At 48.9% G+C, this 17,598-nt stretch carries 13 protein-coding genes; 7 read left to right on the forward strand and 6 right to left on the reverse strand.

Annotated elements, in window-relative coordinates:
* Positions 1-43: 43 nt before the first annotated feature.
* Genes I2F54_RS04730 through I2F54_RS04745 form a run of 4 tightly spaced genes read right to left on the reverse strand, consistent with a single transcriptional unit; the run spans position 44 to position 4,822 of the window.
* The gene (locus I2F54_RS04730; protein ID WP_022218756.1) at positions 44-1,339 is read right to left on the reverse strand and encodes a M16 family metallopeptidase; all 1,296 of its coding nucleotides are present in this window, start codon (positions 1,337-1,339) and stop codon (positions 44-46) included.
* Between the two features lie 11 nt (positions 1,340-1,350).
* Complete coding sequence (kdsB, locus tag I2F54_RS04735) at positions 1,351-2,109, reverse strand: 3-deoxy-manno-octulosonate cytidylyltransferase (protein WP_195500622.1); 759 nt, start codon at positions 2,107-2,109, stop codon at positions 1,351-1,353.
* A 12-nt stretch (positions 2,110-2,121) separates the two neighbouring features.
* On the reverse strand, positions 2,122-2,484 hold the full coding sequence (locus I2F54_RS04740; RefSeq protein ID WP_195500623.1) for a 2-amino-4-hydroxy-6-hydroxymethyldihydropteridine diphosphokinase: 363 nt from the start codon (positions 2,482-2,484) through the stop codon (positions 2,122-2,124).
* Between the two features lie 16 nt (positions 2,485-2,500).
* Positions 2,501-4,822 carry a transglycosylase domain-containing protein gene (locus I2F54_RS04745; protein WP_039950353.1) on the reverse strand — a complete coding sequence of 774 codons (2,322 nt, stop codon included), beginning with the start codon at positions 4,820-4,822 and terminating at the stop codon, positions 2,501-2,503.
* 615 nt (positions 4,823-5,437) lie between these two features.
* On the opposite strand from I2F54_RS04745, the gene pyrB reads away from it, so the two are divergent.
* The 5 genes from pyrB to glyA all read left to right on the forward strand — a co-directional run bounded on the left by pyrB (position 5,438) and on the right by glyA (position 9,699).
* Positions 5,438-6,367, forward strand: coding sequence for an aspartate carbamoyltransferase (gene pyrB, locus I2F54_RS04750; RefSeq protein ID WP_022218837.1), 930 nt, complete (start codon positions 5,438-5,440; stop codon positions 6,365-6,367).
* Positions 6,368-6,457: 90 nt separating this feature from the next.
* Positions 6,458-6,913 carry an aspartate carbamoyltransferase regulatory subunit gene (gene pyrI / locus I2F54_RS04755; protein ID WP_195500624.1) on the forward strand — a complete coding sequence of 152 codons (456 nt, stop codon included), beginning with the start codon at positions 6,458-6,460 and terminating at the stop codon, positions 6,911-6,913.
* The gene (locus tag I2F54_RS04760; RefSeq protein ID WP_009121014.1) at positions 6,913-7,479 is read left to right on the forward strand and encodes a flavin reductase family protein; all 567 of its coding nucleotides are present in this window, start codon (positions 6,913-6,915) and stop codon (positions 7,477-7,479) included. Before pyrI ends, I2F54_RS04760 begins: the two co-directional genes overlap by 1 nt.
* Before the next feature lie 56 nt (positions 7,480-7,535).
* Entirely contained in the window at positions 7,536-8,315 is a 780-nt protein-coding gene (locus I2F54_RS04765; RefSeq protein ID WP_009121015.1) for a porin family protein, read from the forward strand.
* Positions 8,316-8,418: 103 nt separating this feature from the next.
* A complete protein-coding gene (glyA, locus tag I2F54_RS04770) occupies positions 8,419-9,699 on the forward strand; it encodes a serine hydroxymethyltransferase (protein WP_009121016.1) in 1,281 nt (426 codons plus the stop codon).
* 131 nt (positions 9,700-9,830) lie between these two features.
* Here glyA and I2F54_RS04775 read toward each other — a convergent pair whose 3' ends face one another.
* Together I2F54_RS04775 and I2F54_RS04780 are read right to left on the reverse strand one after the other, a co-directional pair.
* Positions 9,831-11,501, reverse strand: a complete 1,671-nt coding sequence (locus tag I2F54_RS04775) for a formate--tetrahydrofolate ligase (RefSeq protein WP_195500625.1) — start codon at positions 11,499-11,501, stop codon at positions 9,831-9,833.
* 1,002 nt (positions 11,502-12,503) lie between these two features.
* Positions 12,504-14,669, reverse strand: a complete 2,166-nt coding sequence (locus tag I2F54_RS04780) for an outer membrane beta-barrel family protein (protein WP_195500626.1) — start codon at positions 14,667-14,669, stop codon at positions 12,504-12,506.
* 212 nt (positions 14,670-14,881) lie between these two features.
* On the opposite strand from I2F54_RS04780, the gene I2F54_RS04785 reads away from it, so the two are divergent.
* Both I2F54_RS04785 and I2F54_RS04790 read left to right on the forward strand, forming a co-directional pair.
* Positions 14,882-16,597, forward strand: coding sequence for a sensor histidine kinase (locus tag I2F54_RS04785; RefSeq protein ID WP_195500627.1), 1,716 nt, complete (start codon positions 14,882-14,884; stop codon positions 16,595-16,597).
* A 229-nt stretch (positions 16,598-16,826) separates the two neighbouring features.
* A complete protein-coding gene (locus I2F54_RS04790) occupies positions 16,827-17,543 on the forward strand; it encodes a response regulator transcription factor (protein WP_009121020.1) in 717 nt (238 codons plus the stop codon).
* The last annotated feature ends 55 nt before the right edge of the window (positions 17,544-17,598 follow it).

Consider the following 17,598-nt stretch of genomic DNA (forward strand, 5'->3'; position numbering starts at 1 on the left):
AGATACGATTAATCTGCCAAAACCACGAGCCGCTTCCCGCTTTTTATGACATTTTTTTGCCGGATATGACTTCTTTTAATTTCTCTTTGCACAAATGCCGTCCGGCAAGTTCCCGTATTTCTTCGGGGGTAATATCCTTAACCGCATTCAGGGCATCCTCAAAGTGGGTATCACCGAAGCCCGAAACCTGAACGAACATCCACGCGTCTGCCAGCGAAAACGCCGATTCATAGCTGCGGCACATCTCGCCCAGCATATAATTCTTTACCATAGACAACTCCTCTTCCGGTACCAAATCATTCTGCAGGCAGTCTATTTCGTGATAAACTTCCCGAATAAGAGGCTCTGCAAACTCGTTTGCCGTTTCCGTATTTACAACCAGCATCCCTTTTCCCGGATAGGGCACGATACCTGCGGAAATACCGTAAGTATATCCTTTTTCCTCACGGATGTTAGACATCAGGCGGCTTCCGAAATACCCGCCGAACAGCGTCACCATCACCCGTGTCTTCAAATAATCGGGATGATTGCGCTCCAAGGAAAGCATGCCCATGCGCACCGCGCTCTGCATGGCATCCGCATATTCCACAAAAATCCGTTTGTCTGCGGAAGAAACCGGAATAAAGTCTCTCCTTTCCGGTTTGCGAAAATCCTTGCCGAACGCTTCCCTGCCGAACAAATCCTCTATCCGCCGCACACAATCATCGCTTACTTTTCCGGAAACGTAAATCGTACAGTTCCGCGAATGATAATGCCGGTCGTAGAACTCCCTGAGCACGGCAGGGTTTATCCGGTTATAATCCTCTTTCTGCACCAGCCGCCCGCAGGGATGCGCTTCGCCATACACCGCTTTCATCAACGCCCGGTGCGCCAGAAAATCCACTTTGGACGAATTGACCATGAACTGCTGGATATTATTATCTATGATAATGCCCAACTCCTTCTCCGGAAATACTGGTTCTTTCACGATAGACTCCAGTATCTCCAAAGTCTGCGGCAGGTATTTATTCAACGAATAAAGCGTGATGTAGGCATATTCCGATGCGCTGGACAGCTCCAGCCATGCGCCGTAATAGTCCAGCTTCTCCGCTATTTCCAAAGCGCCGTACCGCAGCGTTCCTTCACGCAGCATACGGTTGGTGAACAGAGCCTGCAACGGTTGCGACTGCTGCCAGCGTCCGCCTTCCATCAGCAGGTCTATGCGTACCACTTCATTATCGCCGGAATCGAGAACGTTCAAAAGTACGCCGTTGGGCATGACGGAGCGTCGGGGCATTTGTACGGCCAAATGCTCGATATCCCTTACTTTAGGTTGGATGGTTCTGTCCAAAAGCATCATCAGTCAACTATTCATTGAACGTTTTGAGCTTGCAGGAAGCGTTCCGCATGCTCCAAATCCTGCGGCGTATCGATGCCGATTGTCTCCACTTCGGTAATGCCGGCTTTAATGGTATAACCGTTCTCCAGCCAACGCAACTGCTCCAGCGATTCCGCCAGTTCGAGCGAGGACTGGGGAAGCGAAGTTATCTCTTTCAGTACTTCCACCCGATAGGCATACAAACCGATGTGTTTGTAATAAGTGTGATTTTTCAGCCACTCCCGTTTTTCCGTATTACGCTGGTACGGAATGATGGAACGGCTGAAATAAAGGGCGTTCATGTTCTTGTTGAGTACCACTTTCGGAGAATTGACGTTCTCCAATGCCTCGAAGCCGTTATCCGCCGTGAAAGGTTTTACCAAGGTGGCAATCTGCGTGGACGGGTCATCGAAGCAAGCCTTTACGGTTTCCAGTTGTGACGGTTGTATAAAAGGTTCGTCACCCTGAATGTTTACCACCACATCAAATCCGTCCCCTACTTTGGTACAGGCCTCATAACAACGGTCGGTACCGCTTTTATGATGTACGGACGTCATCACGACTTTTCCGCCGAACGCCTTTACGGCAGCTTCGATGCGCTCGTCGTCGGTAGCCACGTAAGCGTCGTCCAAAACACCGGCCACTTGTTCATACACCCGCTGAATAACGGTTTTTCCACCCAACAAAGCCAAAGGTTTGGCCGGGAAACGCGTAGATGCGTAACGGGCAGGAATGATTCCCAGAAATTTCATATCGTTAATACTTTATAGTTCTTCCAATCCACGGACAATATAGTCCCGTTTCCAATCTTCGGGTTTATACACCTTGCCATCACAGGCCAGCAAGTCGATATCGAGGCGCACAATCTCCCGTTCCTTCTCTTCGGGCGTTCTTCCGGCTTCCCGTTCTATATTTTTCAAACGGAGTATGACTTCATCGGCGTCATAATCGGATATGAAACGTGCCACCTGATTGGTAAACAACGCCTGCCGCCGGAAAAACAACGGTTTCGTATCCACCTCTGCTGAAAAACGAATATCCGGAAAAAGTTCCGACAGCCTTTTACGCGCCAATGCCAGATTATCTTTCCGGTGCTCGTTACTGCCGATGCAGATTGTATACACCATTTCTGTTATCCGGTTCTCAATTAAACAAATCGTCCAATCCTATTTCCGATGCAGGTTCCGCATCCTCATAGTCGCTGTCCTTGCACGGGTCGAAACCTTCGGGCAGTTGGAAAGTCTCGTTTTCGTCATATCCCAGCGATTTGTCGCCAAGCACTTTCACCATATATTTAGCCCAGATAGGCAATGCCATGGAAGCGCCTTGTCCGTGCAGCATCGTATCGAAGTGAATATCACGGTCTTCGCCGCCCACCCAGCAACCGGACACCAGCGAAGGCGTAAAGCCCATGAACCAGCCGTCGGCGTTAAAGTTGGTCGTTCCGGTCTTGCCGCCCATATCGGCCTTCACACCCAGGCGGCGGACACGTCCGCCGGTACCTTCATTGACTACCGCACGCAGCATCACCAGCATCTTATAAGCGCTGGATGCGCTGATTACTTCCTGCATTTCCGGCGAGAATGTAGCCAGTACATTACCGTCGTTATCCTCGATACGGGTTACGAACAGCGGCGCTACACGAATACCCTTATTGGGGAATGCGGTGTAAGCGCTCACCATCTCGCCTACGGATATTTCGCAAGGGCCGAGACAGAGAGATACCGAAGGCACGATGTCGCGATTGCGCACACCGAAGCTGTGTACCAGCCGTTTCAATTCATACGGGTTCAGTTTGCTCATCAGATAGGCCGTAATCCAGTTGTCCGAATTCGCCAGTCCCCACTTCACCGTCACCATTTCGCCGTAGCGTTTTTTGTTGGCGTTACGCGGTGTCCAGGGTTTTCCGTTTTCGTCTATCAACGTATATTCCACGTGACGCGCCTGATCGCAAGGAGAAAAGCCGTTCTCCATGGCCAGCGAGTACACATAAGGCTTCATGGTAGAACCGATTTGGCGGCGTCCCACCATGGCCATGTCATACTTGAAGTAATGGTGGTTAGGCCCGCCTACATACGCTTTTACATGACCGTTGCGAGGGTCCATCGACATGAATCCGGCACGCAGGAAGAACTTGTAATAACGTATGGAGTCCATCGGCGTCATTACCGTATCTTTCTCGCCGCCCCAACTGAATACGGACATTTGCTCGGGCGTATCAAACGCTTTCTTGATTTCCGCCTCGGAAGCTCCGGCGTTCTTCATGATGCGGTAGCGGTCGGACAGCCTCATGGCACGTCCCAGGATTTCGTCCACCTGCTCCTGCGTCAGACGGAAAGTATAGGGCGCTTTTTTAGCGCCTTTTTTCTCCTTGAAGAAGTAACCCTGCAATTCTTTCAGATGCTCGGTCACGGCGTCCTCCGCATATTTCTGCATGCGGGAGTCGATCGTGGTATAGATTTTCAGCCCGTCCGTATACAGGTTGTATTTGCTTCCGTCTTTCTTCGTATTCTTTTCGCACCAGCCGTACAGAGGGTTTGTTTCCCAGTCGAGCGAATCCTCGTAATACTTCTGCATCTGCCAGCCCCGGTAATCCGATTTGTCGGGTTTCCTGGCATTCAGTACGCCGCGCAGATATTCGCGGAAATACGTTGCAAGCCCCTCGTTATGGTCTACGCGATGATAGGACAGTTTCAGGGGCAATGCCTGCAAAGAGTCGCGTTCCTCAACGGTGATATATCCGGCCTTGCGCATTTGGTCGAGCACCACATTGCGGCGTCCGCGCGAGCGTTCGTTATAACGTACCGGATTGTAAAGCGACGGATTCTTGCACATACCCACCAGCGTGGCGGCTTCCTCTATCTTTAATTCTTTCGGCTCGCAACCGAAGTAAGTATAAGCGGCGGTTTTTATACCTACCGCATTGTTCAGGAAGTCGAACTTGTTGAGATACATCGTAAGAATCTCCTCTTTGGTATAATAGCGTTCCAGTTTCACGGCGATAACCCATTCGATGGGTTTTTGGAACAGACGCTCCATAATGTTATCGGCGCTCGGAGAATAGAGCTGCTTGGAAAGCTGCTGGCTGATGGTGCTGCCGCCGCCGGCATTCTTCTGCATCAGGATTCCCCGCTTCACCACGGCACGGAACAGCGCGATGGCGTCAATACCCGAATGTTCGGCGAAACGTACGTCTTCCGTCGCGATCAGCGCATTGATGATATGGGGGGACAAATCGTTATATCCCACAAAAACGCGGTTCTCCTTACTATAAGAATAAGTACCCAGAACTTTTCCGTCTTCCGAGAAGATTTCCGTTGCAAATTTATAATTGGGATTTTCCAGGTCTTCCACAGGCGGCATATAGCCAATCCAACCTTTTGCTATCGAGAAGAAAATAATAACGCATGTCAATGCTATCAGTGCTATGAAAATCCAAAGGACTTTTACGACTCTTTTTATCATGTCCGGTTCAACAATTTCTGTGATTATAATAATAGGGCAAAGGTACGGAAATATAATATATATACACCCAAACATCCCTGCTTTTTTCGTCTTTTTTAGGTTCGGAAAGCGGGTTTTCCCGTGCAGATTTTGACACTTTTCGCACGAAAATGAACGCGAAACGCCTCTAAAGTGAACAAATTCTGCACTTTTTTAAATCAGAGGAAAATCGAAAATGCGCTGACAAGCAAGCTATTAACCGCTTTTTCGCGCGTTTTTTCATGCGGAAATACTATATATTATATATAAACAACAACATCATAAGAAAGAAAAAGAAAGAACTGCCGCCGCTGCCGCTTTTTTCTTTCCGGGAAACGAGAGACCGGAAGCGCGCGGCTTGCCGTTCCCGAGCCCACACCTTGCGAAGCCCGGCCGCGCATGCCGGCAAGCGTAAACCACGGGCTCACGACCGATGAGACGTGCGCCCGGGAATGACGGGCTGAGGGCTCGGGAGCGACAAAGCGCGCGCTTGGCGACAACCTGCATTTTTATCTCAAAAAAGTCCGCTCACATTTTCGTGCGCCACATCTTTTTCGTACCTTTACACTCTCGAAAAGTAAAATGAATATCAACGATATGGAAAACAGAAGTTTAGTCACTATCGCCGAACACAGCAAGGAAAAAATCCTCTACATGCTCGAAATGGCGAAAGAGTTCGAGGCAAAGCCCAACAGGCATCTGCTTGATGAAAAAGTTGTCGCCACCCTATTTTTCGAGCCGTCCACCCGTACCCGTTTAAGTTTTGAAACCGCCGCCAACCGTCTCGGCGCACGTGTCATCGGTTTCAGCGACCCTAAAGCCACCAGCTCGTCCAAGGGCGAAACGCTGAAAGACACCATCAAAATGGTAAGCAACTACGCCGACATCATCGTGATGCGCCACTATCTGGAAGGGGCTGCCCGCTATGCCAGCGAAGTAACCTCGGTGCCTATCGTCAATGCCGGAGACGGAGCCAACCAGCACCCCTCGCAAACGATGCTCGACCTCTACTCCATCTACAAGACGCAAGGCACGCTGGAGAATCTGAACATTTACCTGGTAGGCGATTTGAAATACGGCCGCACCGTACACTCCCTGCTGATGGCAATGCGCCACTTCAACCCCACCTTCCATTTCATCGCTCCCGAAGAACTGAAAATGCCGGAAGAATACAAGATTTACTGTCGCGAACACGACATCAAATTCGTGGAACACACCGACTTCACGGAAGAAATAATAGCCGACGCGGACATCCTCTACATGACCCGTGTGCAGCGTGAACGCTTCACCGACCTCATGGAGTACGAACGTGTAAAGAACATCTACATCCTGCGCAACAAGATGCTGGAACACACCCGTCCCAACCTGCGCATCCTGCATCCGCTGCCCCGTGTCAACGAGATAGCCCTCGATGTGGACGACAATCCGAAAGCGTACTATTTCCAGCAGGCGCAAAACGGACTTTATGCCCGCGAAGCCATCCTCTGCGATGTCCTCGGCATCACGCTGGACGATGTTAAAGTATAAAGCATGGAACATGAGGTATACCGCTCTAAACGTTATACTTCTTTTACGCTTTCTACTTCAATATTTTACACTTCATACTTTATTTAGGACATGAAAAAGCAAGAATTACAAGTAGCCGCGTTAGAAAACGGCACTGTCATCGACCATATACCATCCGAAAAGTTGTTTACAGTAGTGTCACTGCTCGGACTGAAACAGATGAACAACAACATAACAATCGGCTTCAACCTCAAGAGCAAGAAGCTGGGGACAAAGGGTATCATCAAAATAGCGGATAATTTCTTCTGCGACGAGGAAATAAACCGCATCGCCGTAGTTGCCCCCAACGTAAAGTTGAACATCATCCGCGACTACGAAGTGGTGGAAAAACGCGAAGTGAACCTGCCCGACGAATTACGCGGCATCGTAAAATGCGCCAATCCCAAGTGCATCACCAACAACGAGCCGATGCCTACCTTGTTTCATGTGGTGGACAAGGATAATTGCGTAATCAAATGCCACTATTGCGAGAAAGAACAAACAAGAGAGGACATAGAGATAATCTGATGAAAGAAGACTGGAAACCGGGAACCATGATTTATCCGCTGCCCGCCGTACTGGTGAGCTGCGGAAGCACCCCGGAAGAATACAACATACTGACTGTCGCATGGACGGGAACCATTTGCACAAACCCGCCCATGTGCTATATTTCCGTACGTCCGGAACGTCACTCCTACGACATCATCAAGCGTAACATGGAGTTTGTCATCAACCTGACAACCAAAGACATGGCACGCGCCACCGACTGGTGTGGCGTACGCTCGGGCAAGAACTACAACAAATTCGAGGAGATGAAGCTGACACCCGGCAAGAGTACCGTTGTCAGCGCTCCGCTCATAGAGGAGTCTCCTTTGTGCATCGAGTGCAGGGTAAAGGAAATCGTCGCCCTCGGCTCACACGATATGTTCATCGCCGATGTGGTGAATGTCCGTGCCGATACATCCCGCCTGAATACGGAAACCGGAAAGCTGGAGCTGGCGGAATCCAATCTGCTGGTCTACGTGCATGGCGGTTATTACGGACTGGGAGAGAAAATCGGAAAATTCGGCTGGTCGGTAGAGAAGAAAAAGTGATAGATACTATCTGATACGTCCAAGCGTGTCGTTACATTAATAATTTAAAGACAATTATGGGAAGAAGAGGATTACTTTTCGGGTTTTGTTTGCTGGCTTTCTCCGCAACCATGTGGGGTCAACTGCCGGTTGTGCCCGGAACGGATGAACCGGAACGCCCCCAGCATACCCACCGTCACGACCGACGGGTGAACTTCGGTATCAAGGGCGGATTCACCTCTTCACTTTTCCTCGTATCAGACCTGGTGCTTAACGGCACCGTCATCGACGAAGTGCAGAACAACTACAAGATAGGCTATTTCGGCTCGTTCTTTATGCGGATAAACTTCAAGCGCCACTTCCTGCAACCGGAACTGTCGTACACGATAAACCGCTGCAATATCACCTTCGAGAAGCCGCTGCCCGAAGACGCGCCCGAAAACAGTACGCCCGAAATGGCCTCTATCACCTCGTCCATCCATAGTTTCGAGATTCCCGTAATCTACGGATACAACATCATCAAGGAAGGGCCTTACAGCCTTGCCGTATTCGGCGGACCGAAAATACGCTATATTTGGGACAAGCAGAGCAAGGTCACTTTCGAGAATTTCGACCAACGGGATATCGAAGAAGAGCTTTATCCGCTGAACGTCAGCTTCACGGCCGGCGTTGCCGTAACGATTTCACGCGTATTCTTCGACTTCCGCTACGACATCGGACTGCACAACATTTCAAAGCGCATCAGCTACAAGCCGGTTTACGATGAAAGCGTCGGCGAGGAAATTACTCTTGCCAACCAAATACGCTTCCACAGACGGGATAATGTACTCAGCTTTTCGCTCGGGGTGTTCTTTTGATAGGAAATTTCTTACTTTTCTTACAGTTTATTCATTTATTTCCTTTAAATTTGTGCGCTTAATAAGAGAACACAGAATTATCAAACTTATCTAATAAGCAAGAATGAAAAGAGACGATTTAATTTTCGACATCATCGAAAAAGAACATCAACGTCAGCTCAAAGGCATTGAACTGATTGCATCAGAGAACTTCGTAAGTGACCAAGTTATGCAGGCGATGGGCTCCTGCCTCACCAACAAGTACGCAGAGGGCTATCCCGGCAAGCGTTACTACGGCGGTTGCGAGGTTGTAGACCAAAGCGAACAGATTGCTATCGATCGTTTGAAACAGATTTTCGGTGCAGAATGGGCTAACGTACAGCCGCACTCGGGCGCACAGGCCAATGCCGCCGTATTCCTCGCAGTGCTGAATCCGGGCGACAAGTTCATGGGTTTGAACCTTGCGCACGGCGGTCACCTCTCTCACGGCTCATTGGTTAATACTTCCGGTATTATCTATACTCCCTGCGAATACAACCTTAATAAAGAAACCGGACGCGTAGACTACGACCAAATGGAAGAAGTAGCCCTGCGTGAGAAACCGAAAATGATTATCGGCGGCGGTTCCGCTTATTCACGCGAATGGGACTACAAGCGCATGCGCGAAATTGCCGACAAGATAGGCGCTATCCTGATGATTGACATGGCGCATCCTGCCGGACTGATTGCCGCCGGTGAACTGGATAACCCCGTGAAATACGCCCATATCGTAACTTCCACCACTCATAAGACGCTGCGCGGTCCTCGCGGCGGTGTCATCATGATGGGTAAGGACTTCCCCAACCCCTGGGGCAAGAAAACTCCGAAAGGCGAAATCAAGATGATGTCCCAATTGCTCGACTCTGCCGTATTCCCCGGTATTCAAGGCGGTCCGTTGGAACATGTCATTGCGGCAAAAGCCGTTGCTTTCGGCGAGATTCTGCAACCGGAATGGAAGGAATACGCCAAGCAGGTTAAGAAGAATGCCGCTACGCTGGCGCAAGCCCTGATAGACCGTGGCTTTACAATCGTTTCCGGCGGTACGGACAACCACTCCATGCTGGTAGACCTGCGCAGCAAATACCCCGATTTGACAGGTAAAGTGGCTGAAAAGGCATTGGTATCTGCCGACATCACCGTAAACAAGAACATGGTTCCGTTCGACAGCCGTTCCGCATTCCAGACTTCCGGTATCCGTCTGGGTACTCCCGCCATCACAACCCGCGGCGCAAAAGAAGATTTGATGCTGGAAATCGCCGAAATGATCGAAACCGTTCTCTCCAACGTAGACAACGAACAGGTCATCGCAGACGTTCGCGCACGTGTGAATGCTAAGATGAAGGAATATCCGCTGTTCGCTTACTGATTATTAAATTAAGAATTGAGAAATAAAAAAACAGGCTGCGCAATGTTCACTCGAACTGCGCAGCCTGTTTTTTTTCACTTCTTATTGTAGAAACTATTATTTCTCACTTCTTAATTCTCAATTCTCAATTTTTAAGAAAGTCCCTCTATGTTACCGTCCACGATGTCGATGTGCTCCGCTTGCGGAACTTTGGGCAGACCCGGCATACGGAGTATCTCACCGGCAATGGCTACAAGCATTTCCGCGCCGTTATTGATAACGATGTCCTTGATGTGGAACTCGAAGTTATTGACTGCGCCGTATATTTTGGGGTCGGCGGAGAAAGAGTATTGCGTCTTGGCTATGCAGATGGGATAATGCGCGATGCCCATTTCTTCGATGAGCTTCATCATCTTGCGTGAAGCGCTGCTGTAAGTCACCACGCTTGCTCCGTAAAGGTTGCAGGCTACTTTCTCTATCTTCTGCTGTACGCTATCGTTTTCCCCGTAAGTGTATTGCAGCGGGGCGGAAGGTTTCTTTTCGATTGTTTCCACGACAAGGTTAGCCAGGTCGATGGCACCTTCCCCACCCTCGGCGAAAGCGTTATTGATGGCGAAGCCCACCTTCAAATCATCTTCACAATGACGGCGGATAGCTTCTACTTCTTCGTCGGTATCACTGGCAAAACGGTTGAAAGCGACAACAACGGTCTGCCCGAAGTAGCGCAGGTTACGAATATGTTTGTCAAGATTACCGAAACCTTCTTTCAGGCCTTCCATATTCGGTTCCTTGATACGGTCAAGGCTGACGCCGCCATGCATCTTCAGGCCTTGCGCAGTGGCAACGATAACAGTGAGCTTGGGTTGCAGTCCGCTTTTACGGCATTTGATGTTATAGAACTTTTCCGCTCCCAAGTCCGCGCCGAAGCCTGCTTCCGTCACTACATAATCGCCGAAGGTCATAGCCATTTTGGTGGCGAGAATGGAGTTGCAACCGTGCGCTATATTTGCGAACGGACCACCATGCACAAAAGCAGCCGTTCCTTCGGTAGTTTGTACCAGATTGGGATGAATGGCGTCTTTCAGCAATACGGTGATGGCACCGGCTATACCTAAGTCTTTAACAGTAAACGGTTTGCCGTTGAAATCAAAGCCGAGTATGATGTTCTCGATTCGCCTGCGAAGGTCTTCCGTATCTTTTGACAGGCAAAGAATTGCCATAATCTCCGATGCAGGCGTAATATCGAAGCCGGACTCCATGGTAACCCCGTTGGTGCGCGGGCCGAGACCGGTGACGATGCTGCGCAAAGAGCGGTCGTTTACATCGAGCACGCGTCGCCAGATGATTTCTTTCAGACCGAAGCCGTCTGCCTGATGCTGGTAGATATAGTTATCCAGCAAAGCGGAAATCATATTGTGAGCGGAAGTGATGGCATGAAAATCTCCTGTGAAATGTAAGTTTATTTTCTCCATGGGAAGCACCTGCGCATAGCCGCCGCCTGCCGCTCCGCCTTTCATTCCGAAGCATGGGCCGAGTGAGGGTTCACGCAAGGCTACGATGGCTTTCTTTCCAATCTTATTAAGTCCTAATGCCAGGCCGATAGAGACGGTAGTTTTGCCAATGCCCGCCTTGGTTGCCGTGATAGCGGTTACAAGAATCAGGTTACTCTGTTTTACTTTCTCCTCGTCAATCAGTTGTTCGGGAATCTTGGCGATGTAACGGCCGTAGTTCTCTACTTCTTCACGGGGAATACCCACACTTTCAGCAACCTGCTTTATCTTCTTCAGCTCTATGCTGCGCGCTATTTCAATGTCTGATTTCATACAGGGTCTTTTCTTTAAATAACAACTTTGGTTTTTGAAAGTTGCAAAAGTACAAAAAAGAAGGGAAAATGCAGGTATATAAAAAGAATTTAGTAACACGCCGAGTTGTTTCGTCGGTATGGGGAGAATGCCATATAGTATAATGGAATAATTTAATACATAGAATAGCCTGATTGTAGAGTAACCTAAGGCTGAAAGCCTTGCATCTCTAAGTCCGGGGTAAGCCTCCGGGAACGTATATATGACCAACATTACGCCCTATAAAGGCAAAATCTTTAAACATTAATCTTTTGCCCTTACAGGGCGCAGAAGACCGAGGACATTTAGACCCGGGGTGTTACCCCGGGCTATATGATGAAAGCCTTTCAGGCTTAGAGTTAATCAAATCAACTACAAAATCATATTTAATTGACAAGACATACCTATATTATCAAGACATATTTAATATCAACTTATACTTAATATCAAATCATACCTAATATCAAGTTATATTTAAAACCAATTTATACTTAATATCAAATCATGCCTAATATCAAGGTATATTTAAAACCAATTTATACTTAATATCAAATCATGCCTAATATCAAGGTATATTTAAGACCAATTTATACTTAATATCAAGGTATATTAAGTATAGACTAACCTAAGGCTGAAAGCCTTACATCTCTAAGCCCGGGGTAACACCCCGGGAACGTATATATGACTAACATTGCGCCCTGTAAGGGCAAAATTTTTGAACATTAATCTTTTGCCCTTACAGGGCGTAGAATACAGAGGACATTTAGACCCGGGGTGTTACCCCGGGCTATATGCTGAAAGCCTTTCAGGCTTAGAGTTAATCAAATCAACTACAAAATCATATTTAATTGCCAAGCCATGCTTAACTACCAAATCATATTTAATCGCCAAGTCATGTTCAATTATCAAGTTACACTCAATCGTCAATCCTCCTTTATTACTCAATCCTTCTCAATTCTCAAACAATCATTAACAGCCAAATAATCATTTAAATCGTGATGTATCCACCCCTTCCCTTTGCTTTTCTTTATAGCCACCGAATTTGTATGTGAACGACACTCCCAACTCGCGAAAGCACGAATAATGATTGGTTACGTTCTGTGTCCGGAAGCGGATGCGCGGAGAGATTTGCCCTGTTTCGAATATATCGTTGCAATACAAATTCAGTATGGCCTTTCCTTTGGCAAATCCATAGCGCAGGGCGGCGTTCACATTGCCGGAAACAGGCAGGTCGTAAATCCCCTGAATCGCTTTGCTATGTACAAATCCGGTGAGGGTCAGTTTCAAATCGGGTTTGGTGGAAAGGGTGAAAGTATTGTTCATTTGAGCTATGCCGTAACACTGTTTGCGATTGAAAGGAATATCCCAAAAGTCATTGTCTTTCTCGTGATGCCATATCCCGATAAGCGTCAGGCGGGAATTCAACCAATTCTTTATCTTAAACGGCACTGACGCCTGTATACCAGCCTGTTGATGATAATCAAAATTCATATACTTATAAATCTCGACCAACCGTTGCGAGGATTGGTAAAGCGTCTGCGTCGAGTAGTCTTTGGTATGGCTGAACCAGGTACTGAAGATATATTTTCCCTTCAAAACGTAGTTCATCTTAAACTCGTAGCTTTGCGCAGGCTTCAGCAGAGGATTACCGTGAATCTCGGAATACCCGCCGCCGATATACGAAACGGCATCCTGCACAGCCCAATAATCGGGATAGTCCTTATCACTGCTCAACGCAAGTTGCAGGATATGTCCGGGAGCAGGCATATAGTTCAGATTGATGGCAGGATACAAATCCCACTGGTTCCATACGGGCGTTTTATAGCGTTCTATGGCTAAGGATGCGTCCAGCGAGAGCTTATCGCCGAAACTCTTGTTGAAGCCCGCATAGATGTTCAGTGTTTCTTCCCGTTTGCGTGATTTCATGTTGCTGAGGTTATCGGCGGAGTTATCACCGGCTGCCAACGAAGTTGTGTTTTCATCTCCCAGCTGCTCTCCGGTCTCCGGGTCGTAGTAATATTGGTAGCTATTGTCGGTGCTGGTGGTATAGACGATGCCGTAATTCAATCCCCAGCCCTTGCCCAGACTGTGTTCCTGCGCCAAAAACATTTTCCAGCGGTTGATGCGCTGGCAGTCTTGCGTAAAGAAGTCGAGTTCATCGCTCTCCAACAGACGGCTGTTCAACAGCTGGTCGGACGGAGAACGATAATAGGTCAGTTCCACACCCGCTTTCAAACCGAAGGGAGTACGGTAGTCCAGACGACCGTTGTGAAGCCAATCCGTACTGTTACTCAGCGTGGTGGACTGCTGCGAACCGTTGATATGCATCCGGTTGTGATACGTTTGATAGTTACCGTTATAAACAAAGCTCAACTGATGCTCTTCAGCGATATTGTAATCGGCTCCCACCCGGAAACTATGCGTATGCGAACGGCCGCGGCGCACCTCATCGGTAGTCATCGGGTACACCGAGCCATCCGCCAGAGTGTGCATAGCCTCTTTGTCCGTCGTATTGTAAGTACGGCCATGTTTGTGCGAGTAAAGAAAATCCGCTGAGAACTTATTTCCGTTATATAAGAGGCTGGCACGCTCTTCAAAGTTTTCGTAATACTTCTGGTTGTACTTGCCATAAAGCTCGCCTTGCCAGGAAGAAGGGCCGTCTGCGGTCTGCTTCAATTGTATGTTGATAAGGGCGCCGCGCACTTGGTAGCGGGCGGGCGCATTGTACATCACTTCGGCTTTTTCTATACGGCTCGCAGGGATGCTCCGCAGCAATGAATACAACTGTTCGACGCTGAGGGTGGTTACCTTTCCGTTCAGAACGACGGTGACACCCTGCCCCGCCAATTGCAAAGCGCCGTTCATCTCGGTTACGCCGGGAAGCTCCTTTACGGCATCATAAGCGTTGTCCACAGGCAGGTCGCGGATAAGCCGCGGCAAGTCATAAACCAGTTTGCCTTGCGATGCTTTTACTACGGGACGCTCGCCGGTTATCATTACTTCGGGCAGACTTTGGTAGATGCTGTCCAGCCGGGCATCCGAGGTTATAATACTGTCAGCGCTGAGAGTACGCTCTTCGCCGGTGCTTTCCTGGGCGGAAAGGCTGATGCTTGTCAGGCAAATGGCTGATAACAGATAAAATCGTTTCATATCAAGTCAGTGTTGAAATTTAATTTATAGTCAGGCATATTTTAATTGACCTCCGCAAAGTACGGCATTAGCCGCGTAACTCTGTGTTATCACCGGCTTACCAAGTGTTATCTACTGTTATCGGAAGTGTTATTTAGTCTTACCGCATGATACAGCGCACGATATAACTCCTTATATTTGCCTGCGTAAGCATTAAGCATAAAGAAACTGCCATGAAACTGCCTCTGAAATATATTGCCGTACTCGTTATCCTGTCTTTGGCGGGTATCTTCTCCTACCAGGCCTATTGGCTCGGCGGGTTGTACCGCACCATGCGCAATGACCTGGAACGCAACATCATAGAAGCCATGCGCATGAGCGACTATAATGAAATGATGCTGCGTGTGGAAAGGATGCGTAAGGACAGCACCGACCATGGAGAAGTGAGCGTATCCGCCGGATTCGAGAAAGACGGAACGCAAAACAAAGCCTATGTACGCAGCACCACCAGTATAGACCGCAACGGTGAGAAAGAAGAAACCACCACCCAGCAGGTCATCCATCAAAAGAGTGATACCATTTCGATGAATATCTCGGACAATTCTTCCGTACAAGCTATTGTCACCCGTGATGACATTGCCGCCTCGGACTCCGGTGACGTGCTTTTCATAGAACGAAACAAAGACCGGAGCAAGGCTCAATGGCTGAACCCCGATTCAGCCCAAAAGAAGCTGGAAGCCGCCGTAAAAGATACCGGTAACTCGCCCCAAGCCGCCCTGAGAGCCAAAGACGGACTGGATGTGATTCTGCGCGACCAGAACAGCATGCTGGAACTCGCCACCTATTTCCAACGAGGTCTGCACTCCGGTCTGGACATTATCTCCGACCCCGACGTCCTCGTGTACGACAGCCTGCTGACCCTTCAACTGAAAGACCGGGGCATCACGCTGCCCTACCGTTTGGAGCATATCTACACGAGCGACAAAGACGCGCCTTACACATTCGTGGACACGCTGGCCGTTGCCGGTACTGCCGGATATATCCCCGGCCCTGACGCCAAGCAATACAACTACGCCTTCGACCTCAATACCCACCAAAGCTACCGTCTTTGGATAGAGCCCGTCACGCAACTGGTGTTGAAGCAGATGTCGGGCATACTGGCTACCTCGCTCGTCATTCTGATTATCCTTATCTTCGCATTCTGGGTACTTATCCGCACCATTCTGCGGCAAAAGACGCTGGAAGAGATGAAAAGCGACTTCACCAACAACATCACCCATGAGCTGAAAACCCCTATCGCCGTCGCCTACGCCGCCAACGATGCCCTGCTGAACTTTAACCAGGCGGAAGACAAGACGCAACGCGACAAATACCTGCGTATCTGCCAGGAACAGTTGCAGCGGCTCAGCGGACTTGTCGAGCAAATACTTTCCATGAGTATGGAACGCCACAAGACCTTCCGCCTGCATCCGGAAGTACTGTCCGTTGGAGATATCCTCGAACCGCTCATCGAACAGCACACACTGAAATCGGAGAAGCCCGTGCATATATCGGTAGATATCGAGCCGGAAGACCTGGCTCTTACCGCCGACCGCACTCATTTCAGTAACATCATCAGCAACCTAATAGATAACGCCATAAAATACTCGCCGGGAGAAGCGGAAGTAAACATCCGTTGCCGGCAAATCAACGCAGCGGAACAAGGAGAACTTGTCGAAATCGCCATCAGCGACCGTGGAATAGGTATCGCTCCCGAAAAGCAGAGCCACATATTTGATAAGTTCTACCGCATTCCCACCGGTAACCTACATGACGTGAAGGGCTACGGGCTCGGTTTGTTCTACGTCAAGACCATGGTTGGGAAACATGGCGGGAGCATATCCGTAAAGAGCGAACCGGGCAAAGGCAGCACCTTTGTTGTAAGATTAAACAAGCAGGCGGATGATTGAAATCTGTATGGGACAAAAAGCTTCAACGCACGAAACAAAGTGTTTTTTACGCGTTTGAACACTTTGTTTCAAGGCATGAAAACAGAATGTTCCGCATAGCGAAACAAAATGTTCACCGTAGGGAAACAAAGTGTTTCAACGGTTGGAACAGTCTGTTTCGCCGCTGAAAACCGACATCCGCCTCAGGAGTAACAAAATTCGGCTTATAATACAGAATAAATAAAGGATTATGGATAAAATAAAAGTATTATTGGTTGAGGATGAAGAAACCCTCGCCATGATTATAAAAGACACGCTTGAAGGGCAGAACTTCACCATCCACACCGCTGCCGACGGTGAAGAGGGATTGCGCCGGTTCTTCGACCTGCGCCCCGATGTACTCGTGGCCGACGTAATGATGCCCCGCATGGACGGTTTTGAAATGGTACGCCGCATCCGCCAGACTGACAAGCATACGCCGGTACTGTTCCTTACCGCCCGCTCGGCCATCAATGATGTCGTAGAGGGCTTTGAGCTTGGCGCCAACGATTATCTGAAAAAGCCTTTCGGCATGCAAGAGCTGATTATCCGTATCAAAGCGCTGGCGGGCAGGGCTTTCAGCTTCACTGACGCCGCACCCAAAGAAGTCACCGATTTTGAAATAGGCGATTACCGGTTTAACTCCGTCACGCAACGGTTGTCGTATATAGGGACTGCCGTATCTCCGCACACTGACACGGATATGGAACTCTCCCACCGTGAATCGGAAATACTGAAACGCCTCTGCGAAAACCGTAACCAAGTTGTCAACACCCAGAATGTTCTGCTCGAACTTTGGGGAGACGACAGCTTTTTCAACTCCCGCAGCCTGCACGTGTTCATCACCAAGCTACGCCACAAACTGGCGCTGGACGACCGAATCCGCATCGTAAACGTACGCGGAATAGGATATAAACTGATAGTATAAAGAGTATAAATGAATGAGACGAACACTCCCGATGCAGACCGCCCCTCAATATTTA

Source organism: Bacteroides clarus (genome assembly GCF_015555825.1).
GTDB classification, from domain to species: domain Bacteria; phylum Bacteroidota; class Bacteroidia; order Bacteroidales; family Bacteroidaceae; genus Bacteroides; species Bacteroides clarus.